The 25902-nt window shown below is 67.6% G+C and carries 27 protein-coding genes; 10 read left to right on the forward strand and 17 right to left on the reverse strand.

Going from position 1 to position 25902, the window contains the following annotated elements; all coding sequences use genetic code 11:
• Positions 1–17 precede the first annotated feature (17 nt).
• The 3 genes from AC0IX4_RS16935 to AC0IX4_RS16945 all read right to left on the reverse strand — a co-directional run bounded on the left by AC0IX4_RS16935 (position 18) and on the right by AC0IX4_RS16945 (position 3160).
• Positions 18–872, reverse strand: coding sequence for a TIGR02569 family protein (locus AC0IX4_RS16935; protein ID WP_056072380.1), 855 nt, complete (start codon positions 870–872; stop codon positions 18–20).
• A gap of 81 nt (positions 873–953) precedes the next feature.
• On the reverse strand, positions 954–2168 hold the full coding sequence (moeB, locus tag AC0IX4_RS16940) for a molybdopterin-synthase adenylyltransferase MoeB (protein WP_471830039.1): 1215 nt from the start codon (positions 2166–2168) through the stop codon (positions 954–956).
• Positions 2147–3160 (reverse strand): DUF3152 domain-containing protein, encoded by a 1014-nt coding sequence (locus tag AC0IX4_RS16945; RefSeq protein WP_042573250.1) that lies wholly within the window; start codon positions 3158–3160, stop codon positions 2147–2149. Before AC0IX4_RS16945 ends, moeB begins: the two co-directional genes overlap by 22 nt.
• A gap of 148 nt (positions 3161–3308) precedes the next feature.
• On the opposite strand from AC0IX4_RS16945, the gene AC0IX4_RS16950 reads away from it, so the two are divergent.
• Positions 3309–4010, forward strand: a complete 702-nt coding sequence (locus AC0IX4_RS16950; RefSeq protein WP_056072386.1) for a TetR/AcrR family transcriptional regulator — start codon at positions 3309–3311, stop codon at positions 4008–4010.
• Positions 4011–4079: 69 nt separating this feature from the next.
• Here AC0IX4_RS16950 and AC0IX4_RS16955 read toward each other — a convergent pair whose 3' ends face one another.
• Positions 4080–4313 (reverse strand): DUF3107 domain-containing protein, encoded by a 234-nt coding sequence (locus AC0IX4_RS16955; RefSeq protein ID WP_042573249.1) that lies wholly within the window; start codon positions 4311–4313, stop codon positions 4080–4082.
• Between the two features lie 108 nt (positions 4314–4421).
• Positions 4422–5141: a ferritin-like fold-containing protein gene (locus tag AC0IX4_RS16960; protein WP_471830040.1), complete on the reverse strand. Its 720-nt coding sequence runs from the start codon at positions 5139–5141 to the stop codon at positions 4422–4424.
• A gap of 389 nt (positions 5142–5530) precedes the next feature.
• On the opposite strand from AC0IX4_RS16960, the gene AC0IX4_RS16965 reads away from it, so the two are divergent.
• Complete coding sequence (locus AC0IX4_RS16965) at positions 5531–7141, forward strand: DEAD/DEAH box helicase (protein ID WP_471830041.1); 1611 nt, start codon at positions 5531–5533, stop codon at positions 7139–7141.
• 13 nt (positions 7142–7154) lie between these two features.
• Positions 7155–8387, forward strand: a complete 1233-nt coding sequence (locus AC0IX4_RS16970) for an Rv3212 family protein (protein WP_056069136.1) — start codon at positions 7155–7157, stop codon at positions 8385–8387.
• Between the two features lie 4 nt (positions 8388–8391).
• Here AC0IX4_RS16970 and AC0IX4_RS16975 read toward each other — a convergent pair whose 3' ends face one another.
• Positions 8392–9186, reverse strand: a complete 795-nt coding sequence (locus AC0IX4_RS16975; RefSeq protein ID WP_042573247.1) for a ParA family protein — start codon at positions 9184–9186, stop codon at positions 8392–8394.
• A 96-nt stretch (positions 9187–9282) separates the two neighbouring features.
• Complete coding sequence (locus AC0IX4_RS16980; RefSeq protein ID WP_471830043.1) at positions 9283–10836, reverse strand: DHA2 family efflux MFS transporter permease subunit; 1554 nt, start codon at positions 10834–10836, stop codon at positions 9283–9285.
• A 200-nt stretch (positions 10837–11036) separates the two neighbouring features.
• Here AC0IX4_RS16980 and AC0IX4_RS16985 point away from each other — a divergent pair, with 200 nt between their 5' ends.
• Positions 11037–11711: an acid phosphatase gene (locus AC0IX4_RS16985; RefSeq protein ID WP_471830045.1), complete on the forward strand. Its 675-nt coding sequence runs from the start codon at positions 11037–11039 to the stop codon at positions 11709–11711.
• A gap of 20 nt (positions 11712–11731) precedes the next feature.
• On the opposite strand, the gene AC0IX4_RS16990 is transcribed toward AC0IX4_RS16985, so the two are convergent.
• Positions 11732–12151 (reverse strand): hypothetical protein, encoded by a 420-nt coding sequence (locus AC0IX4_RS16990; protein ID WP_471830302.1) that lies wholly within the window; start codon positions 12149–12151, stop codon positions 11732–11734.
• Between the two features lie 72 nt (positions 12152–12223).
• Here AC0IX4_RS16990 and AC0IX4_RS16995 point away from each other — a divergent pair, with 72 nt between their 5' ends.
• Positions 12224–13183 (forward strand): diacylglycerol/lipid kinase family protein, encoded by a 960-nt coding sequence (locus AC0IX4_RS16995; RefSeq protein ID WP_056069142.1) that lies wholly within the window; start codon positions 12224–12226, stop codon positions 13181–13183.
• Positions 13184–13448: 265 nt separating this feature from the next.
• Positions 13449–13703 (forward strand): WhiB family transcriptional regulator, encoded by a 255-nt coding sequence (locus AC0IX4_RS17000; RefSeq protein ID WP_042573243.1) that lies wholly within the window; start codon positions 13449–13451, stop codon positions 13701–13703.
• A 71-nt stretch (positions 13704–13774) separates the two neighbouring features.
• On the opposite strand, the gene AC0IX4_RS17005 is transcribed toward AC0IX4_RS17000, so the two are convergent.
• Both AC0IX4_RS17005 and AC0IX4_RS17010 read right to left on the reverse strand, forming a co-directional pair.
• A complete protein-coding gene (locus AC0IX4_RS17005) occupies positions 13775–15271 on the reverse strand; it encodes a sensor histidine kinase (RefSeq protein WP_471830046.1) in 1497 nt (498 codons plus the stop codon).
• Positions 15272–15290: 19 nt separating this feature from the next.
• Entirely contained in the window at positions 15291–15506 is a 216-nt protein-coding gene (locus tag AC0IX4_RS17010; protein WP_042573241.1) for a biotin/lipoyl-binding carrier protein, read from the reverse strand.
• Between the two features lie 124 nt (positions 15507–15630).
• Here AC0IX4_RS17010 and AC0IX4_RS17015 point away from each other — a divergent pair, with 124 nt between their 5' ends.
• The gene (locus tag AC0IX4_RS17015) at positions 15631–15705 is read left to right on the forward strand and encodes a 50S ribosomal protein bL37 (RefSeq protein ID WP_095413260.1); all 75 of its coding nucleotides are present in this window, start codon (positions 15631–15633) and stop codon (positions 15703–15705) included.
• Positions 15706–15782: 77 nt separating this feature from the next.
• Here AC0IX4_RS17015 and rsrA read toward each other — a convergent pair whose 3' ends face one another.
• Together rsrA and AC0IX4_RS17025 are read right to left on the reverse strand one after the other, a co-directional pair.
• The gene (gene rsrA, locus AC0IX4_RS17020) at positions 15783–16052 is read right to left on the reverse strand and encodes a mycothiol system anti-sigma-R factor (protein WP_042573240.1); all 270 of its coding nucleotides are present in this window, start codon (positions 16050–16052) and stop codon (positions 15783–15785) included.
• On the reverse strand, positions 16049–16687 hold the full coding sequence (locus tag AC0IX4_RS17025) for a sigma-70 family RNA polymerase sigma factor (protein WP_042573382.1): 639 nt from the start codon (positions 16685–16687) through the stop codon (positions 16049–16051). Before AC0IX4_RS17025 ends, rsrA begins: the two co-directional genes overlap by 4 nt.
• 436 nt (positions 16688–17123) lie before the next feature.
• Between AC0IX4_RS17025 and AC0IX4_RS17030 the strand changes: the two genes are divergently transcribed.
• From AC0IX4_RS17030 to rsgA, 3 genes are read left to right on the forward strand one after another with little or no spacing between them, the layout of a single operon-like run.
• A complete protein-coding gene (locus tag AC0IX4_RS17030; RefSeq protein WP_471830048.1) occupies positions 17124–17618 on the forward strand; it encodes an aminoacyl-tRNA deacylase in 495 nt (164 codons plus the stop codon).
• Positions 17619–17633: 15 nt separating this feature from the next.
• The gene (gene aroA, locus AC0IX4_RS17035) at positions 17634–18917 is read left to right on the forward strand and encodes a 3-phosphoshikimate 1-carboxyvinyltransferase (protein WP_471830050.1); all 1284 of its coding nucleotides are present in this window, start codon (positions 17634–17636) and stop codon (positions 18915–18917) included.
• A gap of 8 nt (positions 18918–18925) precedes the next feature.
• Positions 18926–19903 carry a ribosome small subunit-dependent GTPase A gene (gene rsgA / locus AC0IX4_RS17040; RefSeq protein ID WP_042573238.1) on the forward strand — a complete coding sequence of 326 codons (978 nt, stop codon included), beginning with the start codon at positions 18926–18928 and terminating at the stop codon, positions 19901–19903.
• Positions 19904–19922: 19 nt separating this feature from the next.
• Here rsgA and AC0IX4_RS17045 read toward each other — a convergent pair whose 3' ends face one another.
• The 5 genes from AC0IX4_RS17045 to AC0IX4_RS17065 all read right to left on the reverse strand — a co-directional run bounded on the left by AC0IX4_RS17045 (position 19923) and on the right by AC0IX4_RS17065 (position 25882).
• Positions 19923–21173, reverse strand: a complete 1251-nt coding sequence (locus tag AC0IX4_RS17045; protein WP_042573237.1) for a fatty acid desaturase family protein — start codon at positions 21171–21173, stop codon at positions 19923–19925.
• Between the two features lie 80 nt (positions 21174–21253).
• On the reverse strand, positions 21254–22519 hold the full coding sequence (locus AC0IX4_RS17050; RefSeq protein WP_042573236.1) for a fatty acid desaturase family protein: 1266 nt from the start codon (positions 22517–22519) through the stop codon (positions 21254–21256).
• A 121-nt stretch (positions 22520–22640) separates the two neighbouring features.
• A complete protein-coding gene (locus AC0IX4_RS17055; RefSeq protein ID WP_471830052.1) occupies positions 22641–23801 on the reverse strand; it encodes a ferredoxin reductase in 1161 nt (386 codons plus the stop codon).
• Between the two features lie 88 nt (positions 23802–23889).
• On the reverse strand, positions 23890–24402 hold the full coding sequence (locus AC0IX4_RS17060; protein ID WP_200933430.1) for a DUF6912 family protein: 513 nt from the start codon (positions 24400–24402) through the stop codon (positions 23890–23892).
• Positions 24403–24463: 61 nt separating this feature from the next.
• Positions 24464–25882 (reverse strand): WS/DGAT/MGAT family O-acyltransferase, encoded by a 1419-nt coding sequence (locus AC0IX4_RS17065; protein WP_471830053.1) that lies wholly within the window; start codon positions 25880–25882, stop codon positions 24464–24466.
• Positions 25883–25902: the final 20 nt, after the last annotated feature.

Here is a 25902-nt window from a genome sequence, read left to right on the forward strand (position 1 = left end):
TCGGAGCCGCCCCGCCGCTACAGGATGAGTCGGATCAGGTCCGCCGTCCGCGCCAGGCCCGGGAACGCCTCCGCGGTGGATCGTGGGTGCAGAGCGTGCACGGCAAGCCGGAACATGACGGCGCGCAACAACATCTGAGGCCATTCCGGCATGTCGTCCCACCGGCCGATCAGTCCGTCGTCCGCGCCGCCCCACGACAATGCGTCGACGACGACGACCGCGGCAGCCCAGGACGCGGGACGCCAGTACGGGGTGATGTCGGTGATCCCCGGCGCCTGGACGCCGTCGAAGAGGACCGTGCCGAACAGATCACCGTGCACGAGCTGGTCCGGGGACTCGACGGGTCGACGCAGCGTCGCCAACTGGCCGATGATCTCGATACTGCGGAGTCCGTCGGGCGAGGTCGGTTCGATCGCTCCTCCGGCGCGCGCCGAGCGGAACGGGACCGTCTCCCACGCCGCGCGGTCGGCGGCGGCGAACACGTCGACGTCCGTCCAGGGCGCAACCGGAGTCTGGGTCAGGAACCGAGGCTTCTCGAGCTGGGACGTCGCGACGTGCAACCGGGTCGCCAGGGACACCACCTCGTCGTGGCGTGGTTCGGGCACCCCCTCGATGTAGGTGTCCGCGCGCCACCCCGACACGACGTACCTGCCGTCGGTCGAGCGGACCGGGTGCGCCAGCCGAACACCTTCCACCGCAAGGGTTTCGCGGACCTTCGCCGACCACGCACCGCGGGCGTGATCGGCCACCGGCGAGAGCACCACGTCACCGAGGCGCCATCCTCCGTCCCAGTCCGCACCGAGTGCCACCGGCGACACATCGCGCAGGCCGAACGTTCCGATGACGTGCTGGGGAGGTTCCGCCGAAGTCATGACGGCCACCGTACCGCCGTCGGCGCGTCGGTTTCTCTCCCCGCCGAGCGTGTCCGCCCGGTGTTCGGCGCGTCCGAGCGTTCAGTACGTCGGGAGCGACGGATCCACGTCGCGTGTCCATGCCTCGATGCCACCGCGCAGATGGTGCACATCGGTCATGCCTGCCGCGCGCAGTGCGACCAATGCCTCCGCGGACCGTATGCCGGTCTTGCAGTAGAGGACGACCGGTCGATCCTGTGGGAGCGACGTCATCGCATCGCCGCGCAGGATGTCGGCGAGCGGGATCAGCGACGCGCCGTCGAGATGGACGATGTCCCACTCGACAGGGTCACGGACATCGATCAAGGAGACGGGGCCGGAGCCGTCGAGCAGCGCACGGACCTGCACAGGATCGAGATCGCCGTCGACGGAGACCACCGCCGGGGCGGGGCTGATCACGCCGCAGGAGACTTCGTAGTCGGACTCCACCGCGGTGACGGGCACGCGGGACGGATCACGCCGCAGCGTCACGGTGCGGAAGGTCATCGTGCGGGCGTCGTAGATCAGGAGACGGCCGAGCAGCGTGTCCCCCATGCCCGTGACCAGTTTGACGGCCTCCGTCGCCATGATCGATCCGACCACGCCGCACAGGACTCCCAGCACACCCGCTTCCGAACACGACGGCACCGTCCCCGGCTCGGGGGGATCCGGATACAGGTCCCGGTAGTCCACCCCCCTCCCGCCGGGAGCGGCGTCCCAGAAGACGGAGATCTGCCCGTCGAAGCGGTAGATCGACCCCCACACGTACGGCACGCCGGCCACGGCGGCGGCATCGTTCACCAGGTACCGCGTCGCGAAATTGTCGGTGCCGTCGACCACGAGGTCGTACTGCCGGAAGATGTTGACCGCGTTGCGCGGTTCGAGTCTGACCTGATGCATCCGCACCTCGATCGTCGAATCCACCGCGGCGATGGACTCGCGGGCGCTCTGGGCCTTGGACCGCCCGATGTCCGCTTCGCCGTGGATGATCTGGCGCTGCAGGTTGGACGCATCCACCTCGTCGAATTCGACGATCCCCAGCGTGCCGACACCCGCGGACGCGAGGTAGAGCAGGACCGGGGAGCCGAGCCCGCCGGCGCCGACCACGAGGATCCGAGCGTTCCTCAGGCGGCGCTGTCCGAGGACACCCACGTCGGGGAGCAGGAGGTGACGGCTGTAGCGGGCCACCTGCTCACGGGAGAGCTCCGGTCCCGGATGGACCAGCGGTGCGAGCTCGCGGGGACGTGACGGCACGGTCACGCCCTCGGATAGGGCCACGGGTTGAAGCGACAGGTCTTGCCGTCCATCGGAACCACACCTTCGGGGTCGAGCACGGCGATGTCGTCGTTCGCCGTTCCGAACGTCTGCTGCATCATGATCGGCGCCAGACCGCCGTCCGTCTCGCACGGTTGGTGGGCCTGGTAGCCGATGGCGTGGCCGACCTCGTGGTTGATCTGGTACTGCCGGTAGGACCCGATGTCGCCCTGGAACGCCACCGCGCCGCGCACCCAGCGCGGCTCGTTGAGCACCACGCGTCCGATGCCGGGGTTGTAGCAGGACACCTCGAGCTGGATGTCGTACCCGCACGCGTCGCGGATGGTCAGCTGCGAGGTCAGGGACACGCGGAAATCGGGATCACCGGTGTCGACGCGTCGGAACGCGAACCGCTGGTCGTTGGTCCAGCTCTTGGGGTTGCCCAGGGTCTGATCGACCAGGCGCCCGAACGACTCGTCCCCGCCGAAGCCTGTCGTGTCGACGCCGTCCTCGATCTCCACGGAGTACGTGAACGTCCGCTCCGTGCCCTGACCCACCTGATCGGTGGTTCCCGGCACCACACGCCACGTCCCCGCTCCCTGCACCGCGAACTGGCCACCGTCCGGGAGCTGGCCGGACGGCACGGTCTCGGCGAAGTTGCCGTCCGCGGCGGGCGGTACGCCGATCACGCCGGTGCCGTCCGAGGTGTTGCTCAGAGCGGGGAACCCGGGAGCGGAATCGGTGGAGATCGCGGTGCCGGGATCGCGGATCGCATCGACGACGACCAGGATCGTGACCACCGCCAGGACGGGAATCGCGTACGCGCGCCATCCGTACGTGGCGGTGAAGCGGCCGAGGCGACTGCGCTTGCGCGCACTGCGCTCCGGCCGCGCGGGGCGCTGCCGGGACGGGTCCACAGCGGTGGGATCCCACTGCGCCCGCAACGGCTGATGCGACCGTCGGGCGCGGTCGTCACGCGCCTCGGACTCTCGCTGCGGCTGCCGTCGGTCGTTCACGGATCCAGGTTCTCACACGCGTCTGCGGCCCTGGCTCGGCGCGCCGGGGTATCGTCGTCACGATCTGCAGTACGACATGCCGCGTTAATTCCGATGCCTGAGTGATCCTCGTCCACCGGTACAGCGGCGGATGGGACAGAAGAACCACATGACTGACGTCACCGACCGCAGCTCCTCCGTGGGCAACTCGACAGGTGGCACTTCGGGGGGCAGTAGATCCACGAGCGGCACGCCGCCGACGAACGGTGGTCGACGCAGTGCTCGGCTCCCCCGTGATGCCCGTCGCGCCCAGCTGCTCGCCGCGGCGAGCGAGATCTTCGTCGCCCGCGGGTACCATTCCGCCGGTATGGACGAGATCGCCGAGTGCGCCGGGGTGAGCAAACCCGTTCTGTACCAGCACTTCCCCGGAAAACTGGATCTGTACGTCGCGGTTCTCCAGAACTACGTCGACAGCCTCATCTCCGGCCTGCGCCAGGCCCTGCGATCGACGACGGACAACCACAAGCGTGTGCGAGCGGCCGTCCTGGCGTTCTACGACTTCGTCGACAACGACAGCCAAGGATTCCGGCTCGTCTTCGAGTCCGACCTGATGGGTGACCCGCAGGTGCAGAGCCGCGTCGACCAGGCGACGGAAGCCTGCGTCGACGCCGTCTTCGACCTGGTCAGCCACGACTCGGGCCTGGACCCGCACCGGGCCCGCATCCTTGCCGTCGGCCTGGTGGGCACCAGCCAGTTCACCGCGCGCTACTGGCTCGAAGCCGACCGCCCCATCACCAAGGAGGAAGCGGTGGACACCACCGTGACCCTCGCCTGGGGCGGCTTGTCGCACGTCCCCCTGCAGTCCCAGTAACCCGTAGCCGGATACGCCGACGGCCCCGCACTCGCGAGTGCGGGGCCGTCCGTGCGTGAACGAGTGGCGTCAGGCGCGACCGGACGACGCGAATCCGACGCGACGACTGTCGGACGGGCCGATCTCGACGTACGCGAGCTTCCCGGCCGGAACCAGGAACTTGCGTCCCTTCTCGTCCACCAGGGACAGAACACCCTCACCGCCGAACGCTGCGGACACGAGCGACTCGACTTCCTCGGGAGTCTGCGCGCTGTTGACCACCAGTTCCCGTGGGCTGTCCGAAATTCCGATCTTGACCTCCACGGTCGACCTCCGAAAACGTTGTCACGAACCTGCTGTCCGTTCCAGGCTAGTGCAGCACCGGCGGCCGGGGAGGCCGCGGCACACACGCCCACAGCGAACAGGCACGCGTCAGACGAGTCCGAGCGTGGCCATCCTCTCGGAGTGACGGATCTGCATCCGATCGAAGAGCGCGACGATGCCGTTGAAGTCGCCGGACGCCGTCATGACCAGCTCGGTCAGTTCCTCGCGCTGCGCCAGCACGAACTGGGCCTGCGTGATGGCCTCCCCCAGAAGCCTTCTGCCCCACAACATCAACCGATCCTTGTCGGCCGAGCTAGCGGCCACCCGCGCCAACACCTCGGTGACGACGAATTCGGAGTGGCCCGTCTCGGCGAGCACGTCACGAACCGTCGAGGCGACGTCGGCCGGCAGGCTGTGCGCGATCTCGCGATAGAAATCCGCTGCCAGACCGTCGGCGACGTAGGTCTTGACCAGGACCTCCATCCACGTCGAGGGCAGAGTCGACGCGTGATAGGCGTCGAGCGCGGCGGAGAACGGTTCGGTGACGGAGAGGACGTCGCGTCCCCGCTCGCGCAGCGCGGCCTCGAGCACCTCGAAGTGGTTCATCTCCGCGGCCGCCATGCTCGCCATCGCGATGCGGTCACCCAGTGTCGGCGCCATCCGGGCGTCGTCGACGAGACGGTAGAAGGCGGAGATCTCACCGTAGGCGAGGACGCCGAGAAGACTCACGATTCCGGGGTGATCGGGGGGCACCGTGGTCGACGGATCGCCGGACAGCGCCGGGGCCGCCTCGGGGGTGGGGGACGGACGATCCGAGTTCACTGACATGACTGCCGAGACTACCGTCGTCGACGCATCCACGGGCGTCCGCGACGGGCCTGCGCAGAGACGATCCGAGCGCTCGGTGCCCGACCAGGTAGAATGGCCCGAGAGCTCGCTTGTCGAGGCCGATTCCGGCCCGACTCGTGGCGACGGTCGTTCGTCGCCACAGCCGCCTTCGATTCGCGGCAGCGTGCTCATGACATTGTGCGCGCACCTGATTCGTGTCTGCCGCCGATCGTGTCGCCGCATCGCCGGCCGACGCAGGCGGCAGCCTGACGGCGAATTCGAGGGCATCGGCCGTCGATCGGCCTGGCCCTCGTCGTGCGTGCGAGGCAACGGATACGAGAAAGGCCGAAACACTGAGCAAGATCACTGTCGACCATGAAGACGACGCCGTGGCAGAGACCACCGTGTCGGCGATCCTGGACACGACCCACACTCCCCCGACCTTCGCCGAGCTGGGCGTCCACCCCGAGATCGTGCGGGGTCTGAACGACATCGGCATCGAGCGCACCTTCGCCATCCAGGAGCTGACTCTTCCCCTGGCCCTGGCCGGCGACGACCTCATCGGTCAGGCGCGCACCGGTATGGGCAAGACCTTCGGCTTCGGCGTGCCGCTGCTGCACCGCCTGGCGACGGGTCCGGCCGACGGTTCGGGCACCACGACCCTCGACGGCACGCCGCGCGCGCTGGTCATCGTCCCCACCCGCGAACTCTGCGTGCAGGTCACCTCCGACCTCGAGAACGCCTCCAAGCATCTGCACTCGGCCAACGGTCGCGTGAAGGTCATGTCGATCTACGGCGGACGTCCGTACGAAGCACAGATCGCCACGCTGCAGTCCGGCGTCGACGTCGTCGTCGGCACGCCCGGCCGCCTGCTCGACCTGGCCAAGCAGGGCCACCTCGTCCTCGGCAAGGTCGGCGTCCTCGTCCTCGACGAAGCCGACGAGATGCTCGACCTGGGCTTCCTGCCGGACATCGAGCGTCTGATGAGCATGGTGCCGGACAAGCGTCAGACGATGCTGTTCTCCGCGACGATGCCGGGCCCGATCATCACCCTGGCTCGCACCTTCCTGACGCAGCCCACCCACATCCGGGCCGAGGAAGCAGAGTCCTCCGCGATCCACGAGCGCACCGCTCAGCACGTCTACCGTGCGCATGCGCTGGACAAGGCCGAGATGGTCGCCCGTGTCCTGCAGGCCGACGGCCGCGGCGCGACGATGATCTTCACCCGGACCAAGCGCACCGCCCAGAAGGTCGCCGACGATCTCGCCGAGCGTGGTTTCGCGGTGGGAGCCGTTCACGGTGACCTGGGACAGGTGGCGCGTGAGAAGTCGCTGAACTCGTTCCGCAACGGCAAGATCGACGTCCTCGTCGCCACCGACGTCGCGGCGCGCGGCATCGACATCGACGACGTCACACACGTCATCAACTACCAGTGCCCGGAGGACGAGAAGACCTACGTCCACCGCATCGGTCGTACGGGCCGCGCCGGTCGCACGGGTATCGCCGTCACGCTGGTCGACTGGGACGACATTCCTCGCTGGCAGCTGATCGACAAGGCCCTCGGCCTCGACATGCCCGATCCGGTCGAGACGTACTCGAGTTCGGATCACCTGTACTCGGAGCTGAGCATCCCCCGCGGCACCACGGGCAGCATCGCGAAGCCGAAGAAGTCCCCCGCCACGTCGTCCGACAACGGTGCGTCGACGAGCGTCGAGTCCGGTGGCACCTCGGACGGTTCCGGGTCGACCTCGTCGTCTCGCCGTGACCGTTCGCGTCGTCGCACCCGCGGCGGCACCGCGGACGCCTCCACCTCGGCGTCGGCAACGTCGGACAGCACGTCGGCAGCGCCGAAGACCGGTCCCGACGCCTCGGACGGATCCGCCCCGTCGGACCGGCCTCGTCGCCGCCGCCGTCGCCGCTCGTCTGCAGGCTCCGCCGCGCACGCGTCGGATGCAGGCTCGTCGGCACAGGCGTCGTCGTCCGCGTCGGCCACCGACTGAATCTCCGCCCCACGTGCTCGCTCCTGAACGGCGTTCCCGCGCCGACGTGATCGCCGCTGCGGTCATCCTGGTCGTCGTGGTGCTCGTCGCCACGGTGATCTGGGCTCGCAGCGATGCACGGGGAACCACGTCCGATGTGGCCGACAGCCCGCTCGCCCCACCGGCGTCGGCGCTGTCGGTCCCGGACTCGCTGTCCGAACTCTGGCGGTCGTCCGACGCAGGCCCGGGTGCGCCCGTCACCGCGGGTGGCGCCGTCGTCGTCACCGACGACCACTCCGTGCGCGGACTGGACCCTGCGACGGGCACGCAGTCGTGGGCCTACACGCGTGACGTCGAGCTGTGCTCGGTCGTCAGCGCCTGGGACGCCGCGGTGTCGGTGTTCCGGGACGACCGCGGGTGCGGCCAGGTGACCGAACTCGACGGGTCGACCGGGGCCCGCGAGGACCAGCGCACCAACGACGCCGACGATCCCGTGCGGCTGTCCTTCGACGGCACCTACGTGACCGAGCTGGGCTCCACTCGGCTCGAGGTGTGGCGGTCGGATCTGGTGCGCACCCTCGAGTACGGGCGGGTCGACGCTCCCGTCAATCCTCGCGACCAGCCGCGCGTCGGGTGCACGCTGGTCTCCAGCGCGTCCGCGAGCACCCGGATGGCCGTCCTCGAACGGTGCCCCGGTGAGAAGGGGCTGCGTCTGACGTCGATGAATCCTGCGCCGAAGGACAGCACCGTCCCCGACGTGTACGGGTCCACGATTCTCGCCGACGTCCCCGACGACGCCTCGACCGCCCGCGTCCTCGCGGTGGTGGGTGACCGTCTGGCCGTGTATCTGCCGGCGTCCGGTGCGGAGGTCGCACGCGTCGCCCTGTTCGACGGATCGGCCAACTTCACGTCCGCGCAGGCGGTCTCCGTCCCGGTCACCACACCGTCGGACGCCACCGTCTCGTCGGACGTCGTCCGCACCGGCTCGGTGATCTCGTGGTGGACCGGCGATTCGACCGTCGGGTTCACCCAGACGGACCTGACTCAGCGATGGAGCATCGCGGGCACCCTCGGTGCCGGCGCCGTCATGGCCGGGCAGCTTCTCGTCCCGGTGCCGGGCGGGCTCGCCGTGGTCGATCCCGCCACCGGTGTCGCATCACGCACTCTCGCGGTGGACCGAGCCGACTACACCGGTCCGGTCGCGATCTCCGTCGTCGGCACGCGGGTGTTCGAGCATCGCGGGTCCGAGACTGTCGCGCTCGGCTGACCTGTCACTCGTCGGCGACGTACGTCCGCAGCGCCGCACCGTCGGACCAGTGGGCAGCAAGATTGTCTGCGAGCTCCCGGTACGCCTGTGCGCCCTTGTTCTTCCGGCCTGCGATGACGGACGTGCCGGATGCGGATGCCTCGGCGAATCGCACGGTCCGTGGGATGGGCGGGGCCAGGACCGGGATGTCGTACCGCCCGGAGACATCGGCGAGGACGTCCCTGCTGTGTGTCGTCCGAGCGTCGTAGAGCGTCGCGAGCGCTCCCAGCAGGGTCAGATCGGGGTTGGTGATCTGCTGCACCTCGCTGACCGTACGCAGCAACTGGCCCACACCGCGGTGTGCCAACGTCTCGCATTGCAACGGGATCAGTACGCTCGACGCGGCAGTCAACCCGTTGAGAGTCAACACTCCCAGCGACGGCGGGCAGTCGAGCACGACGACGTCGTAGTTCTCGAGCACCGGAGCCAGTGCCCGCTTCAGCGTGTACTCCCGACCGGGCCGCATCAGCAGCAGAGCCTCGGCGCCGGCCAGGTCGATCGTCGCCGGCAGTAGGTCGACGCCCTCGTCGGTGCTCAGAATCGCCTCGGTCACCGAGCTACCGGCGGTCAGCACCTCGTGGACCGAGGATTCGAGCTTGTCCGGGTTGTGGCCCAACGAGAACGTGAGGCTGCCCTGCGGGTCGAGATCGACCACGAGTACTCGTCGGCCCAGAGCGACGAGTGCCGCTCCCAGCGATGCCACGGTGGTCGTCTTGGCGACGCCACCCTTCTGATTGGCCACTGCCAGGATCGTCGTCACCCCACGATCTTGGCATCACCGGGTGGTTCGAGCGACGTTCGGCCCGGCGTGGCGTGATGCCGCACCGGGCCGAACCTCGTGCACGAGGGTGCCGAATCAGTGCAGCATCGCTCCGCGAGCGGCCTTGTCTCCGCTGGCTACGGCCTGGAACTTCTTGCGCGGCAACATCAGAGCCGGGATGAACGTGAACGCCACGATGATGGTGGCCACCAGGAACGTCCCACCGAACGCGTCGGCTGCCTGCGCCAGTCCGGTGTCGACCGCGCCCGGCGGAAGCTGGGCCGCGATGGCCGGATCGCTCTGCGCGGCAATGGCCGGACCGGCCGCTGCGCGATCGAGGAGCTGATTGGTCAGGACGACGGAGATGACAGCGGTACCGATCGACCCGGCCGACTGCTGGATGATGTTCATCAGCGACGACCCACGAGCGACGGACGCGTCGTCGAGCGTCTGCAGCGCAGCGGTCATGATCGGCATCATCGTCGCGCCGAGACCGAGGCCCATGACGAACAGTGCGCCGAGCAGCACCACGTAGGACGTCGAGGCGCCCACCTGTGTGAAGACGGCCATGCCCGCGGTCACGAACACCATGCCGGCGACGACGATCTTGCCGGGTCCGATCTTGTCGGCGAGCTGACCGGCGATCGGCATGGAGACCATGGCGCCCAAGCCCTGCGGGGCGAGGAGAAGCCCGGCCATCAGCGTGGTCTCGCCGCGAACCTGCAGGAAGTAGCTGGGGAAGATCAGTCCGGCGCCGAAGAACGCGATCGCGAACAAGCTCATGGCGATGACGGCGACGCTCAGGTGCCGGTTGGCGAAGAGCCTCAGATCGATCAGCGGGTGCTCGGTGCGCAGGGCGTGCCGCACGAAGAGAGCCACCAGCAGAAGGCCGACGGCCGCCGAGACCAACACGCGCGCCGACATCACGGTTCCGGACTCGGGGATGGACGACACCCCGAACAGGAACAGCGCGAGACCCGGCGAGAGCAGCAGCATTCCGGTGAAGTCGAAGGACTGGGACGGCTCGGGAGCATCCTTGGGCAGGATCTTCCACGCTGCCACCAGGGCGATCGCGCCGATCGGGACGTTGATCAGGAAGATCCAGTGCCAGCTCGCGGCGTCGATGAGCCATCCGCCGAGGATCGGTCCGGCGATGGGACCCAGCAGCATGGGAACGCCGAGCACGGCCATGACGCGGCCGATCCGCTCGGGCCCTGCCGCGCGGGTCAGGATCGTCATCCCCAGGGGCATCAGCATGCCGCCACCGAAGCCCTGGAGCACGCGGAACACGATCAGCGAGGTGATGTCCCACGCGATGCTGCACAGCATCGACCCGGCGACGAACAGCACCAGCGCGAGGATGTAGAGCCGCTTGGTGCCGAAGCGATCGGCCGCCCACCCGGTCAGAGGGATGACCGTGGCCAGCGCCAGCGTGTAGCCGGTCATCGTCCACGCAACGTTGGCGTAGGAGGTCTGGAACTCGAAGGCGAACGTGGGCAGAGCGACGCTCACGACGGTGACGTCGAGGATGGACATGATCGCGCCGATGACGATGACGGCGGCAATCTTCAGAACAGCGGTGTCCAGACCGTTCTCCGCTACCGCGGGACCGTCCGGCGTCGGTGACGGTTCTGTGCTCTGGCTACTCATGCGATGTCTCCCGGTAGTGCTTCGTCGAACGCGGTCGCGGCGCCGGTTCGGCCGGTCCGCTCGGTCCGGTGCACGCAGGACTCGCCGCGCGCGTGACGAAACGGACCAGAGAAGTAAACACCCCGGGCGAACCCGACCACCAGTCGTTTCCGGGAGACCTCGGTCACCGGCCGGCGCACCGGGCAGAGCATGATTCGTCCATGGCTGCCTCAGCGGGACCGGACTCACCGTCACCCAGGACCACACCCACCGAAGGTTCCGTGCCGGAGGCCTCCGGCACGCGGCAGCGGACGCAGGCGCGACTCGTTCTCCTGCGCCACGGACAGACGGAATGGGCAGCGAGCGGGCGTCACACGGGATCGACGGACATCCCGCTCACGGCTCTGGGCGAGGATCAGGCTCGATCGGCCGGATCACGCATCGCCGCGCTCGGCCTGCACCGACCGTTGGTGGTCAGCAGCCCTCGCTCGCGCGCGCAGCGGACGGCGGAACTCGCCGGGCTGTCGGTCGACCGTGAATGGGACGCGCTGGTGGAATGGGACTACGGCGACTACGAGGGTCTGACCACACCCCAGATCAGGGAGACCACGCCGCACTGGACGGTGTGGACCCATCCGTGTCCCGGCGGCGAGACGATCGATGCGGTGTCGGCGCGAGCCGATCTGGTGCTGTCCGTCGTGGTTCCCACGCTCGCCGACCGGGACGTCGTCCTCGTCGGACACGGCCATTTCTCCCGCGCGGTGATCGCCCGGTGGATAGAACAACCGGTGACCGAGGGGAAGCGTTTCGCCATGGCGCCGGCTGGGTTCAGCGTCCTCGGCTACGAACACGAGTTCCGGCAGGTGCACACGCACAACGTCGACGCCGGCAGCTGACACGGCGCACTCGTTCTCGCTCAGTCGTCGGTGTCGACGTACTCGTCGGCCAACCACCGCGTGGCCGGTCCGCTGAACAGACACCCCAGAACGGTCAGCACGACGATTCCGAGGAGCGTCCCGAGGACGGGCCTGTCCGAATCCGTCAGCAGCGACCACACGACCGGCAGCAGCAGGAGCTGCGAGACGATGGCGATCGCGCGGCCCCACCGGTGACCGAGCACCAGCGCGATTCCCCCGGTGGTCACCGCGGCTCCGAGCGCGGCGAACCAGATGGCACTACCGAAGCCGTTGACGACGCTCTCGTCGGCGCCCGCGACACCACGAACGAGCAGCACGACGGCCACCACCACGGCGATGGCGCCCTGGACGGACACCAGCAGACCGGCGACGCGGATCGGTGCCGGTACTCCGGATTCGGGTAGCGAAAGACGCACCAGGCCACCCTAGAGCACACCCGTTCGACGTCGACAGCGTCGAGCCGTCCGTTCCCGCGTCTAGTCTGGACGATCGTGCGAGCCATCCTGATCGTCAACCCCAACGCCACCTCCACCACCGCAGCAGGCCGCGACCTGGTCGCGCACGCCCTGTCGAGCAGGGTCTCGCTCAGCGTGCTGCACACGACCCACCGCGGTCACGCCAGCGAGGTCGCCACCGAGGCACGTCGTTCCGGGATCGATCTGGTGATCGTCCACGGCGGCGACGGGACGGTCAACGAAGTCGTCAACGGCCTGCTCGGTACCCCCGCGCCCACCTCCATGCAATCGGTGACCGTGGGTCCGGTGCCGCTGCTCGCCGTGGTTCCCGGCGGATCGGCGAACGTCTTCGCCCGGTCGCTGGGCATCTCCAAGGACCCGGTCGAGGCCACGAATCAACTGATCGACCTGATCGAGTCGGGCACCCATCGCCGGATCGGACTGGGCCACTGCGACAAGCGCTGGTTCACCTTCAACGCGGGGCTCGGGCTCGACGCCGACGTGTGCGAGGCGATCGACGACGGGCGCACGAGCGGCGACGTCGTGACGCCGGCGCGCTACGTGCGGACCGCACTTCGGACATTCTTCCGTCGCAAGAGACGCGACCCGGTCTTGACCGTGGAAACGGATACAGGAGTCGTCTCGGACGGTGTGCATTACGCCTTCGTCTCCAACTCGGACCCGTGGACATTCCTCGAGGATCGGCCCGTTCATACCAATCCGGACACCACCTTCGACGGCGGTCTCGGTGTATTCGCGATGCGGTCGACAAAAGTGGTCACATCGCTGCGAGTGGTCGCGAAGATGCTGTCGGCGTCCTCCGACCCGCGATCACCGGCCCTCCTCCGGGAGGACGACGTGGCGTGGGTCCGCGTACGGTGCTCCGAACCCACCGGTCTGCAAGTGGACGGGGACTACCTGGGGGAACGCACCGACGTCCTCTTCGCCTCGGCACCGGATGCGCTCGACGTGGTGGCTCCCGCAGGACCCGTGTGACACCCGTCCGCGAAAGTGTGTTTCACGTCTCTGGCGGCGGGTACCAGAAAGTGGTACAGGATCCAAATCGGTTCCAGTGAGCTTGACCACCCCGCCCGTGTTATCTCTTGACTTTCCGTTGGTTCGTGAAAGCATTCACAAGTAACAGTGCGGAAACAATGATTGCCGCGCACACGAACTGCACCACAACAAGCTCACGGACCGGGACCACATCCGGCGTGAACGATTCGACAGCGCACACGTGCGCTCAGTAAGGAGTAAGAGGATGGATTGGCGCCATAAGGCTATCTGTCGCGACGAGGATCCGGAACTGTTCTTCCCGGTGGGAAACAGCGGCCCGGCCCTTGCACAGATCGCCGATGCCAAGGTGGTGTGCAACCGGTGCCCCGTCACCGCGGATTGCCTTACCTGGGCTCTCGAATCGGGCCAGGACGCAGGAGTCTGGGGCGGCATGAGCGAGGACGAGCGTCGTGCTCTGAAGCGTCGTAACGCACGGACGCGCGCTCGCTCCGCTGTCTGATTCATAGTTCGACAGACGCACGCAGGCCCGGCACCCACGAGGTGCCGGGCCTTTTGTGTGTCCGGAGACCGTCAGGAACGGCGTTCGCGTCGACCGAGAGGCACCTGCAACATCGCATCGGTACCACCACCGGGTGCCGGCACCACGGTGATCGTGCCCTTCAGTTCGACCGCCACCAAGGTCGAGACGATCTGCAGGCCGAGTCGACCGGACGACGACGGGTCGAAACCGTCCGGCACACCCTTCCCGTCGTCGCGCACCACGACGTCCAGAGTGCGAGACGACCGGGTCGACCGGATGGTCACGTGCCCTGTCGATCCGGGATCGAAGCCGTGTTCCAGCGAGTTCTGCACGAGCTCGGTCAACACCATGACCAGCGGAGTCGCACGCTCGGCAGGAAAAACGCCTAGGCTTCCCTCTCTCCGCACGGTCACGTCGGCGGACAGAGACCCGACATCGACCATGACCGGCACCAGACGATCCACCACCTCGTCGAGATCGACGACCTCGTCCACCGCGTTCGACAGCACGTCGTGCACCAGGGCGATCGAGGTGACGCGGCGTACCGATTCGGTCAACGCGACCTTGGCCTCGTCGTTCTCCGTTCGGCGAGCCTGCAACCGCAGCAGAGCGGCGACGGTCTGCAGATTGTTCTTCACCCGGTGGTGGATCTCGCGGATGGTGGCGTCCTTGCTCAGGAGCGCGCGATCGCGTCGCTTCACCTCGGTCACGTCACGCACCAACACCAGGGCACCGACGGACCTCCCGGCAGGTTGCAACGCCAACGTCCGCATCAGCACGGTCGCACCGCGAGCGTCGACCTCCATGCGCCGACCGCCGGACGCCGTGACCGCGTCCGCGATGGTGGACGCGATCTCCTCTGCGTCGAACGGGTCCGTCACCAGTGCGCGAGTGGACGCGGCGAGATCGTGCCCCGGGAGGTCGGCCGTCAATCCCATCCGGTGATACGCCGACACCGCGTTGGGGCTCGCGTAGGTGACGATGCCGGCCGTGTCGAGTCGGATGAACCCGTCGCCGACACGCGGACTCGAGTTGACGTCGGTCTTCTCCGACGGGGTGGGGAACGACCCCTCGGCGATCATGTCGCACAGATGGTGAGCGCAGTCGCGGTACGCCGCCTCCAGCAGGCTGGGAGGCCTTCGTGACACCGGGGCGGAATCGCGGGTCAGGACGGCGACGACACGGCCGGCCACCCGCACCGGGACCGCGTCGTGGGGAGGGCTGTGCTGATCCTGCCGACGGCCGCCCCCACGCACGATGGAGTCGGTGCGCAGGCACTCGGCCACCTCGGGATGTTCCGTCTCACCGACCACCGCGCCGACCTTGTCCACCGGGATGTACGTCGGGGCGGTGGTGGGTCGGCACTGCGCGACACACAGGATCACCGGTGCGCGACCGTCGCATCGATCGGACGGCACCCACAGCAACAGGTCGGCGAACGAGGTGTCCGCGAGAAGTTGCCATTCCCCCACTACTCGCTGCAGATGATCGACGGCCTCGCCGGGGAGCTCGGTGTGATCGGCGAGCATCTCCGACAGGGTGGACACGGCGGTAGCTCGCTACGACTCAGGAGATGACGGCGATCAGATCGCCCTGCTGGATCACGTCGCCCACGGAGACGTCGATCGACGTGATCACCCCTGCCGATTCGGCCAGGACGGGGATCTCCATCTTCATCGACTCGAGCACGACGACGGCATCGCCCTCGTTCACGTGGTCGCCCTCGGCCACCACGACCTGGAACACCGTCGACACCATCTCTGCCCGCACGTCCTCGGCCATCACGATCCCCCTCTGCGCTCGCACGCGTCGGCCGCAACCGACGCCGACCCGCGCTCGTGCACGGCCGCTGGACATACAGCCAACCACACGTGAGAAACTGGGTGGAACAGGAAGGAGATCAACCATGGGCAAGCGAGGACGTAAGAAGCGCAGTCGTAAGGGAAACAAGGCCAACCACGGCAAGCGTCCCAACGCCTGACGGCGAGTGACCGAACACGACGAGGGCCGAATCGCAGTGCGATTCGGCCCTCGTCGTGTTTGTGCTCGGACGGTGCGTCAGTCCTCCGTGGAGATGGTGACGGATCGTCGGATCTCGAGCGTCAGACGCTCTCGAAGACCGTCCGGTGCGCGCTCTCCGCCGCACTTCCGGTTGATCATCGACTTGATCTTCTCCTCGATGCCGTACTGGGCGAGGCATGATCCGCAGCTGTCCAGGTGGTGCTGGACACGCAGACGGCTGGCCTCGTCGCACTCGTTGTCCAGCAGAGTCCACACGTCGGCGATGACCGCCGAGCAGTCCAGATCCTCGAACTGATCCCCACTCATCGCACGACCTCCTCGGTGGCGACGGCCGACCGGTTGAAGCCGCGATCACGCGCGACCTCCGCCAGCTCACCGCGCAGTTGCTTGCGTCCGCGGTGCAACCGCGACATGACAGTGCCGATGGGAGTGCCCATGATCTCGGCGATCTCCTTGTACGGGAACCCCTCGACGTCCGCGTAGTACACGGCCATCCGGAATTCCTCCGGGAGTGCTTGCAGAGCAGCCTTGATGTCGTCGTCCGGCAGAGCGTCCAACGCCTCGACCTCGGCCGAGCGCAGACCGGTCGACGTGTGCTCCGCCGTGGCGGCGAGCTGCCAGTCGGTGATCTCGTCGGTCGGGTACTGCGCCGGCTGCCGCTGCTTCTTGCGGTACGAGTTGATGTAGGTGTTGGTGAGGATGCGGTAGAGCCACGCCTTGAGGTTGGTGCCCTCGCGGAAGCTCTTGAACGCCGTGTACGCCTTGACGTACGTCTCCTGCACCAGGTCCTCGGCGTCGGACGGGTTGCGTGTCATACGCAGCGCTGCGCCGTAAAGCTGATCCAGCATCGGGAGCGCGTCGCGCTCGAACCGTGCCGTCAGGTCCGCGGCGTTCTCGCGCGAGCGGATCCCGTCCTCGGTCTCGAGGATGGCCGGATCCACCGCGCCTGTCGTGGTGCCGGACGTGGGGTGTTCGGAGTGTGGCTGATCGGTCACGCTGGCCCCTCTCGTGTCCCGTCCACGGACGGTGGCGACAGCGGCAGGTGAACCGTCGTCGGACGTCCACTTTACCGGTGGGATGATCACCACATTCGTCAGCACCGTCGAGTGACTCTCGACCCCCGGGCGCACGGGTGCAACGACGTTCACACGTCCTCCTCGCTCGACCGACGGCGTTCTCGTCCTGCCGTCCTCGTCTCCGCTGCAACCACGGTCCGCTCCGTCCTGTTCCCGGCCCCGCGTCGTCCCCCTGCTCTCCCCTCGCGCATTCCCCCCCGCGAGTACGTCCAGAATGCTGTGGACACGCCGCGTGCGGACGACACTTCGGACGTACTCGCGGGGGATGGCCGGGCGGCAGGGCAGGAAAGGAATCGGCGACGTGGCAGGTACGGCGACACCGGCAACGACAGCACTCACGACACTCGGGATCGAGTTCGTCGTGCACACGTACACCCACGACCGCGGGTCCACCGCCTACGGCGACGAGGCCGTGGACGCCCTGTCGGCCCGGTTCGACCTCACCGCCGAACAGGTCTTCAAGACGTTGGTGGTCGCTGCCGGACCGTCGTTGGCCGTCGCAGTGGTGCCGGTGCCGAGCATGCTCGCGCCCAAGGCCGTCGCCGCCGCGCTGGGATGGAGCAAGGTGGCCATGGCCGATCCCGCCGCGGTGCGGCGATCGACCGGGTACGTCCTCGGCGGTGTGTCACCACTGGGCCAGAAGTCGACTCTTCCGACCGTCGTGGACGCCTCCGCACTGGCCCATCCGCGGGTGTTCTGCAGTGGTGGCCGACGCGGCCTGGAGATCGAACTCTCTCCCGAGGATCTGATCAGGGCGACCGGGGCCACTGTCGCGGACATCCGCCGACACGGGTGATGAGAGACTGAGCACGTGACGCCCTGGACTGCCCCGACCTCGCCCCACCCCGTTCGAGCGACCGTGGCGCTGCCGGGCTCGAAGTCGATCACCAACCGCGCGTTCGTCCTCGCGGCGCTGGCGAGCGGTCCGTCCACCGTCACCGGTGCACTGCGCAGCCGGGACACCGACCTCATGATCGAGGCACTCCGCACTCTCGGCACCACCGTCGAACCCACCGGCGACGACGGCACGACCGTGCTGGTCTCCCCTGGTCCACGCCGCGGCGGCGACGTCGACTGCGGTCTGGCCGGCACCGTCATGCGGTTCGTCCCCCCGCTCGCGGCGCTGTCCCCGGGCCGCTCGCGCTTCGACGGTGATGCGCACGCGCGCACCCGCCCGCAACAGACCATTCTCGATGCCCTGCGCGCTGTCGGAGTCGCCGTCGACGGCGATCGGCTGCCGTTCGTCGTCGACGGGACCGGGTCGGTCCGCGGAGGAACCGTCCAGCTCGACGCGTCGGGTTCCTCCCAGTTCGTCTCGGGTCTCCTGCTCTCGGCCGCACAGTTCGAGGAGGGGCTCACCATCGAGCACATCGGCGCCCCGGTGCCGTCCATGCCGCACATCGACATGACCGTCGAGATGCTGCGCGAGAGCGGCATCCGTGTCGACACTCCGGCAGACAGCGGTGTCGCGAACACTTGGCGTGTGTATCCGGGAGTCGTCGCACCGGTCGACCGCGCGATCGAGCCCGATCTGTCGAACGCGACGCCGTTCCTGGCCGCCGCCGCGGTGACCGGTGGAGAGGTCCGCATCCCGCGGTGGCCGGCGCGCACCACGCAACCCGGGGACGCGTTCCGCCACATCCTGTCCGAGATGGGAGCCGAGGTGACCTTGACGGACACCGCTCTGACCGCGCGGGGACCGGCGTCCCTGCGCGGCATCGACGTCGACCTTCACGACATCGGCGAGCTCACCCCGACCGTCGCCGCGATGGCTGCGCTCGCCGACTCGCCGTCGCGTCTGCGCGGCATCGCGCACCTGCGTGGTCACGAGACGGACCGTCTGGCCGCACTCACCGCGGAACTGGGGTCACTCGGATGCGGCATCTCCGAAACCGACGACGGGCTCCGGATCGACCCGGCGCCGATGCGAGGCGGCCCGTGGCGTGCGTACGCCGATCACCGCATGGCGACGGCCGGAGCGGTGGTGGGGCTCGCCGTGGAGGGAATCACGGTGGACGACATCGATTCCACCGCCAAGACACTCCCCGACTTCGCCGGTCTGTGGGACGCCATGATGACGGGTGATGCCCGCTGATCCGCCGGGTGTACGACGAGTCCGACGTCCGCGTCCGGCCCGGTAAGGGCACTCGTCCACGCACCAAGACCCGCCCCACGCACGCCGACGCGTCCGACGCCATGGTGGTCTCCGTGGACCGCGGTCGGTGGGGCTGCGTCATCGACAACGATCCCGACCGGCTCGTCGTCGCGATGCGAGCCCGCGAGCTGGGCAGGACGCCGATCGTGGTCGGGGACGCCGTCGGTGTCGTCGGCGACGTGTCCGGCCGCGTCGACGCTCTGGCGCGCATCGTCCGTGTCGACGAACGCCGGACGGTGTTGCGGCGCACCGCCGACGACACGGACCCGTACGAGAGAGTGGTCGTCGCCAACGCCGATCAGCTTCTCATCGTCGTCGCGCTCGCGGACCCCCCGCCGCGCTCGGGTTTCGTCGAACGGGCGATGGTGGCGGCGTTCGTCGGCGGACTACGCCCCGTCCTGTGCCTGACGAAGGACGATCTCGCGCCGTCGGAGGAGTTCTCCGCGGTCTTCGCCGATCTGGATGTGCCGGTGGTGCTGGTGGGTCGTGATCGTCCCCTGGACGACCTGCTCGCGATGATCGGCGGGAACATGTCCGCGCTGATCGGCCATTCCGGCGTCGGCAAGTCGACGTTGGTCAACCGACTGGTGCCGGAGGCACATCGTGCGGTGGGCATCGTCTCGGGAGTCGGAAAAGGTCGACACACGTCGACTCAATCCGTCTCGCTTCATCTTCCGGGCGGCGGCTGGGTGATCGACACCCCCGGCATCCGGTCCTTCGGGCTCGCCCACATCTCCCCGGAGGACGTGGTCGCGGCATTCTCGGACCTGGCCGAATCCATCGAGGACTGCCCACGCGGCTGCACCCACCTCGGCCCGCCCGCAGACCCGGAGTGCGCACTCGATGCCCTGACAGGACAGCAGGCGAACCGCGTCGCCGCGGTCCGCCTGCTGTTGGTTGCCGTGATGTCGAACGACTCCTACTGACGGAGCCCCTCTCGAACTGTCAGCGGGCGAACATCTTTCGGAGGCCCTTGCCGCCCTTACCCTGCTTGATCGCGCTCAGCAGACCGGAACGGCGTCCGGTCACCGGGTCGACCGTCGAGGTGACGTTGCCACCGAACTTACGTTCCGACGCCGTCTCCGGCGCGTCGTCGGCCGTGGCCTTGAGGTACTTGTCCGGAAGCGACAGCTTCGCGATGGTGCGCCAAGACTTGCCGTACTGCGCCAGGAAAGGCCCTGTCGTGTAGGGCAAGTCGTACTTCTCGCAGAGTTCCCGCACCCGCACGCTGATGGCAGCGAGACGGTTGCTGGGCAGATCGGGGAACACGTGGTGCTCGATCTGGTAGCAGAGGTTGCCCGACATGAAGGCCATGGTCGGTCCGGCGTGAAAGTTGGCGCTGCCCAACATCTGACGGAGGTACCACTGCCCCTGCGTCTCGTCCTGAAGATCGTGGCGGGTGAACTTCTCCGCACCGTCCGGGAAGTGTCCGCAGAAGATGACGGCATTGGTCCAGATGTTGCGGATGACGTTCGCCATGATGTTGGCGGTCAACGTCTTCCGGTAGGACGCGGCCGGTGACAGCGAGGTGATCGCCGGTGTGATCGCGTAGTCCTTGAGCATCTGCCGACCGACCTTCTCGCCGACCTCACGCAGCTTGCGCTGCGTCTCTTCCTTGGGCACACGGCCTTTCACGGCCTTGCCCAGTTCGAGGTGCTGCACGGCGACGCCGTACTCGAACAGGAGCATCAGCAGCGTGTTGTAGACGAGGTTGCCGGCGTTGAACGGGACCCACTTGCGGTCACGCGTCACGCGGATGAGGCCGTATCCCACGTCGTCGTCCATGCCCAGCACGTTGGTGTACTTGTGATGGATGTAGTTGTGGGTCTGCTTCCAGTGCTCGGACGGACCGGTGTTGTCCCACTCCCACGAGGTCGAGTGGATCTCCGGATCGTTCATCCAGTCCCACTGACCGTGCATGACGTTGTGGCCGAGCTCCATGTTCTCGACGATCTTGGAGACTCCGAGCATCGCGCTGCCGGCCCACCAGGCCACGCGATTGTTGCTCGCGAGCATGGTCGTGCGGCCGACGGCTTCGAGGGTGCGCTGGAAGCGGATGGTGTTGCGGATGTACCGCGCATCCTTCTCGCCGCGCGACTCCTCGATCTCGCGCCGCAGCGCGTCGAGTTCATGACCCAGCGCCTCGACGTCGGCCTCTGTGAGGTGGGCATATTCCTTGACATCGGAAATGGCCATGCAGATGACTCCTCGGCAGGTGGTCGATGCCCGTGCGGGCCTGACCGTTGTTACCTTACCGGAAGTTACGCATCCGTAGGTTACGCACTCGTATCTGTGACTCGCTTCACTGCCTGACGTGCTTCGAGCCGCGCTTCGTGCAGTGCGGAGCGCAATCCACGCTTGCGTCCGGTCACGGAATCGAACCGGACCCGGTCGACGACCGACGAGCCGTCACCCTGGAATCGGCGCTCCGAGCTGGTCTCCGGCGCATCGTCCGACGTGCGTCGGAGCAGCTGGTCCGGAAGCGACAGCTTGAAGATGGTGCGCAGCGCCTTCCAGTACTGGGTGGCCAAATGTCCCGTGGTGTACGGCAGGTCGTACTTGTCGCACAGCGCCCGCACCCGTACCGAGACCTCGGCATATCGGTTGCTGGGCAGGTCGGGGAACAGGTGATGTTCGATCTGGTAGCAGAGGTTGCCGCTCATGAACGCCATGGTCGGGCCCGCCGTGAAGTTGGCGCTGCCCAGCATCTGGCGCAGGTACCACTCCTCGTGGGTCTCCGTCTCGAACTGGCCCATCGTGAACTTCTCCGCGCCGTCCGGGAAGTGACCGCAGAAGATCACCGCGTAGGCCCAGAGGTTGCGGACGACGTTGGCGGTCAGATTCGCGCCGAGCGCGCGTCGCCACGCCGGTCCGGCGAGCAGCGGGAAGAACACGAAGTCCTTGCCGACCTGCGACGCGACCTTTCGCGCGAACTCCTTGTTGGGCTCCGAGAGCAGCTGCGTCGCGGGTACGCCGGCCTCGAGCTTCGCTGCATCGAGATCGTGCAGCGCGATCCCCCACTCGAACGTGAGTGCCAGCACCAGGTTGCCCAACGGCTGGAACAGATTGCGCGGCTTCCACTTCTCGTCGCGCGTCATCCGCAGGATCCCGAAGCCCACATCGTGGTCCATGCCGACGATGTTGGTGTACGTGTGGTGCGAGTAGTTGTGGGCGCGCTTCCAGTGCGCGGACGGACCTGTCTGGTCCCACTCCCACGACGTGGAATGGATCTCCGGGTCGTTCATCCAGTCCCACTGGCCGTGGGACACGTTGTGGCCCAGTTCCATGTTCTCGATGATCTTGCTGGCAGCCAACAGGCCGGCTCCGACGAGGGAGGCGGAGCGCCACTTCGAGCCCATGATCGCCAGACGTCCGCCGACCTCGAGGGCACGCTGCAGCGCGATGGTCCGCCGGATGTACTCAGCGTCCTTGCGGCCGCGGCTCTCCTCGACGTCCCGACGGATGGAGTCGAGCTCTCGGCCGAGGGACTCGATGTCCTCGTCGGTCAGGTGTGCGAATTCCAAGATGTCCGTGATGGCCATACTGGTCTACTCCCCAAATAGGCGTGTGCCCGTGCCGCACGCCGAGCAGTTCCGGCGGGGCAGGCATTTCGACAATAGCGGAACAGCCTGTGAAGCCGGTGAGTACGACGAGCGGCCCCGATCACATTTCCAGCGTGCAATCCCCCGCCGCCGCGGAGATGCATGTCTGGATCCGCTCGCCGTGCGAATGTTCCTTACCCGACCTCAGATCGCGGACGTGTCCGTCGGTGAGCGAGACGACGCACGTCTGGCAGATGCCCATACGGCAGCCGAAAGGCATTCGCACCCCGGCCTTCTCACCGGCTTCGAGCAACGTGGTCGCCCCGTCGACCGCTACCGAACGGTCGGACACCGAGAACGTGACGGTTCCTCCCTCGGTGGACGCACCGGTACGCACGATCTCGAACCGCTCGGTATGCAGATTGTCGGCGATGCCGGCGTTCTTCCACACGCTCTCGACGTCGTCGAGCATCGCGGCCGGGCCGCACGCCCACGTCTGGCGCTCACGCCAGTCCGGGTAGTGCTCGTCGAGAGAGGTGAGATCGAACTTCCCGTCCGAGCGGGTCAGCTGGATGTGGGACGTCACCGAGTCGTACTTCGCATCCAGAGCCGCCAGTTCCGATGCGAACATGACGTCGTCCGCAGTCGGCGCCGAGTGCACGTGAACGACGTCGGGCATGGTCCCGCGCGAGTCGAGGCTGCGCAGCATGCCGATGATCGGCGTGATCCCGCTACCCGCGGTGACGAACAGGAGCTTGCGAGGCGGGGGCTCCGGGAGCGCGAAGTTGCCCTTCGGCGCCGCCAGTCTGACGATGGTGCCCGACGGCACGCCGCCGACGAGGTGCGAGGACAGGAAGCCCTCGGGCATCGCCTTCACCGCGATGGAGATCTGCTTGTCGTTCCAGTCCGGAGCGGACGTCAACGAGTACGACCTCCAGTGCCAGCGACCGTCCACGTGCAGGCCGATGCCGATGTACTGGCCGGGCTTGTAGTCGAAGTCGAAGCCCCACCCTGGCTTGATGACGATGGTGGCGGAGTCGCCCGTGACCTTCTCGATCCGCACGATGCGTCCGCGCAGCTCGCGCGCCGACCACAGTGGGTTCGCCAGATGCAGGTAGTCGTCGGGAATGAGGGGCGTCGTGATGCGAGCGACCGCACCGCGCACGACGTTGAGCGACGGGCGCCGCGGCGACGACACGGAGGCGGCCGGCGCCTCCAGCCATTCCTTGACGCTCTTGCCCCTGAAGTTCTTCGCACTGAACTTCTTCGCATCGAAAGCCATGACCCACATCCCATTCTCGAGCCGATCTCGCTGCACGGCAACCGCTTTCACCGGCGTACAGGCCTGTACGCGCAGACGGGCGGAATTCTCAGAGCAGTTCCAGGAGGAACGGTATCTCCTGAGGCGCGTACCAGGCGAGTTCGTGGTCCTCGATGTCGCCGAGAACGAATTCCGCGTCGGGGTCACCGAGGTCGGCAGCATCGACCGCCGCCACCGCCGCATCGACGGCACTCTCCGCCCCGGCGAGGTCGACGTGCACGGAGGCGACCTGCGTCAACGACAACGGCTCCGGGAGTCTCACCACCGCGTCGTCGAGGTCGGGGCGCAGGGTCACCGGATCGATGTCCGCGGTGATGACGACTCGGCGGGACATCGGAGTGGCATCGGACACCTCACCGTCCTCGGCGTCGACGTCGTCGCTGCCGGGCTCACTACCGATCAGACGGAGCGATGCGCGGGCCGCTTCCCGCAGCGCGACGTCGGCGAGTTCGTCGTCGTCACCTGCCGAGTACGCCTCGCGCAGCGCCGGGGTGACCGCGAACGCGGTGCGACTGACGGGCGAGAACTCCCCCTCGTCGATCAACGTCTGCAACATCCGCATCGTCGCCGGAACGAACACCCTCACGTGCGCCTCTTTCCTCGTCGTCGCCGGTCGACCGTGCCTACCTGACGCTCTTGCCGTCCCGCGCCGCGTCGAGCAGTTCCTCGAGCGCTTCGTGCAGCAACGTGGTGACCACGTCGATGTCGGGCATCGCCGCCCGGTCCGCGTTCACACCGTAATAGACGTTGCCGTCGTACGAGGTCAAGCCGATACTCAGGGCCTGGTTGCGTACCAGCGGGGGCACCGGATACATCTCCAGCATCCGCGCTCCGCCCGCGTACAGCGGGAACTGCGGACCCGGCGCGTTGGTGACGATGATGTTGAACATGCGCTGGGAGAGCGACGACCCCACTCGTGCACCCATGGCATGCAGCGTGGCGGGCGCGAAGCCCGACAGAGTGATCAACGTCGACGCCGTCACCCCACGGCTCGGTCCCAGATGGGCCTCGGTCGCGTGCGAGACGTGCGAGAGGCGCACCACCGCGTTGGGCTCCCCGACGGGAAGGTCGATCAGGAACGACTCCACCTCGTTCGGCGGAACGTCCCCCGCCTGTTCCGACGCCGCGGAGTGCACGGACAGCGGAACCATCGCGCGCACCGTCGTGTACGGACCGATCGGCTCACCGCGGGAGAGCAACCAGTTGCGCAGCGCCCCGGACACCACGGTCAGCACCACGTCGTTGACCGTCCCGCCGAACTTGGAGCGCACCAGGCGGTAGTCGTCGAGGTCCGTCTTGGCGACGGAGTAGCGACGGTTGCGGGAGATCGTCGTGTTGAGCGGACTGGTGGGGGCGGTCTGGGCCGCGCTCCGCACGACAGCGGCGAACTTGCCCGCCGCGCGCACGGCATCGCCCGCGGCTCGCGTCACGTCGCCGACCGCCCCTCGTACAGCCTCGACGCCTTCTCCCGGCCGCGACACGATCTCGGCGAGAGCCTGCGCGACCAGCGCCTTCTCGGACGGCTCCCGCGCGGGCATCCACAGTTCCTCGGCCATCGGTGTCGGCGCCTTGGTGGCGTCGAGAATGACCTGGCTGATCTCGAGGGCCTTGTCCCCGTCGACGATCGACGAGTGCGACTTGGTGAAGATGGCGAATCGATTACGGGCGAGGCCCTCGACGAGGTACATCTCCCACAGCGGGCGTGTGCGATCGAGCGGTCGCGACGTCAGGCGCGCGACCAGATCGTGCAGCTGTTCCGTCGATCCCGGCTTCGGAAGCGCGGACCGGCGGATGTGGTACGTGATGTCGAAGTCGCGGTCGTCGACCCAGACGGGACGCGCCAGGCCGAGCGCCACCTCGCGCACCTTCTGTCGGTACCGCGGGACCAGGGCGAGCCGGCTCTCGACCAGGCTCAGCAACTCGTCGTAACTGAATCCCCCTCGCGGGAGCCGGAAGATGGCGAGCGACCCCACGTGCATCGGAGTCGTGCTGGCCTCGAGGAAGTAGAACGACGCGTCCTGAGTGGTGAGTCTGGTGGCCAACGCACGAATCCCCTCTGTTC

Source organism: Rhodococcus sp. AC861, assembly GCF_979256035.1.

Bases quoted from the DNA above. Each gene is read 5' to 3' on its own strand.
- AC0IX4_RS16935 (WP_056072380.1), bottom strand. From the start codon at position 872: ATGACTTCGGCGGAACCTCCCCAGCACGTCATCGGAACGTTCGGCCTG.
- AC0IX4_RS16950 (WP_056072386.1), top strand. From the start codon at position 3,309: ATGACTGACGTCACCGACCGCAGCTCCTCCGTGGGCAACTCGACAGGT.
- AC0IX4_RS16960 (WP_471830040.1), bottom strand. From the start codon at position 5,141: ATGTCAGTGAACTCGGATCGTCCGTCCCCCACCCCCGAGGCGGCCCCG.
- AC0IX4_RS16980 (WP_471830043.1), bottom strand. From the start codon at position 10,836: ATGAGTAGCCAGAGCACAGAACCGTCACCGACGCCGGACGGTCCCGCG.
- AC0IX4_RS16985 (WP_471830045.1), top strand. From the start codon at position 11,037: ATGGCTGCCTCAGCGGGACCGGACTCACCGTCACCCAGGACCACACCC.
- AC0IX4_RS17000 (WP_042573243.1), top strand. From the start codon at position 13,449: ATGGATTGGCGCCATAAGGCTATCTGTCGCGACGAGGATCCGGAACTG.
- AC0IX4_RS17010 (WP_042573241.1), bottom strand. From the start codon at position 15,506: ATGGCCGAGGACGTGCGGGCAGAGATGGTGTCGACGGTGTTCCAGGTC.
- rsrA (WP_042573240.1), bottom strand. From the start codon at position 16,052: ATGAGTGGGGATCAGTTCGAGGATCTGGACTGCTCGGCGGTCATCGCC.
- AC0IX4_RS17045 (WP_042573237.1), bottom strand. From the start codon at position 21,173: ATGGCCATTTCCGATGTCAAGGAATATGCCCACCTCACAGAGGCCGAC.
- AC0IX4_RS17050 (WP_042573236.1), bottom strand. From the start codon at position 22,519: ATGGCCATCACGGACATCTTGGAATTCGCACACCTGACCGACGAGGAC.
- AC0IX4_RS17055 (WP_471830052.1), bottom strand. From the start codon at position 23,801: ATGGCTTTCGATGCGAAGAAGTTCAGTGCGAAGAACTTCAGGGGCAAG.
- AC0IX4_RS17060 (WP_200933430.1), bottom strand. From the start codon at position 24,402: ATGCGGATGTTGCAGACGTTGATCGACGAGGGGGAGTTCTCGCCCGTC.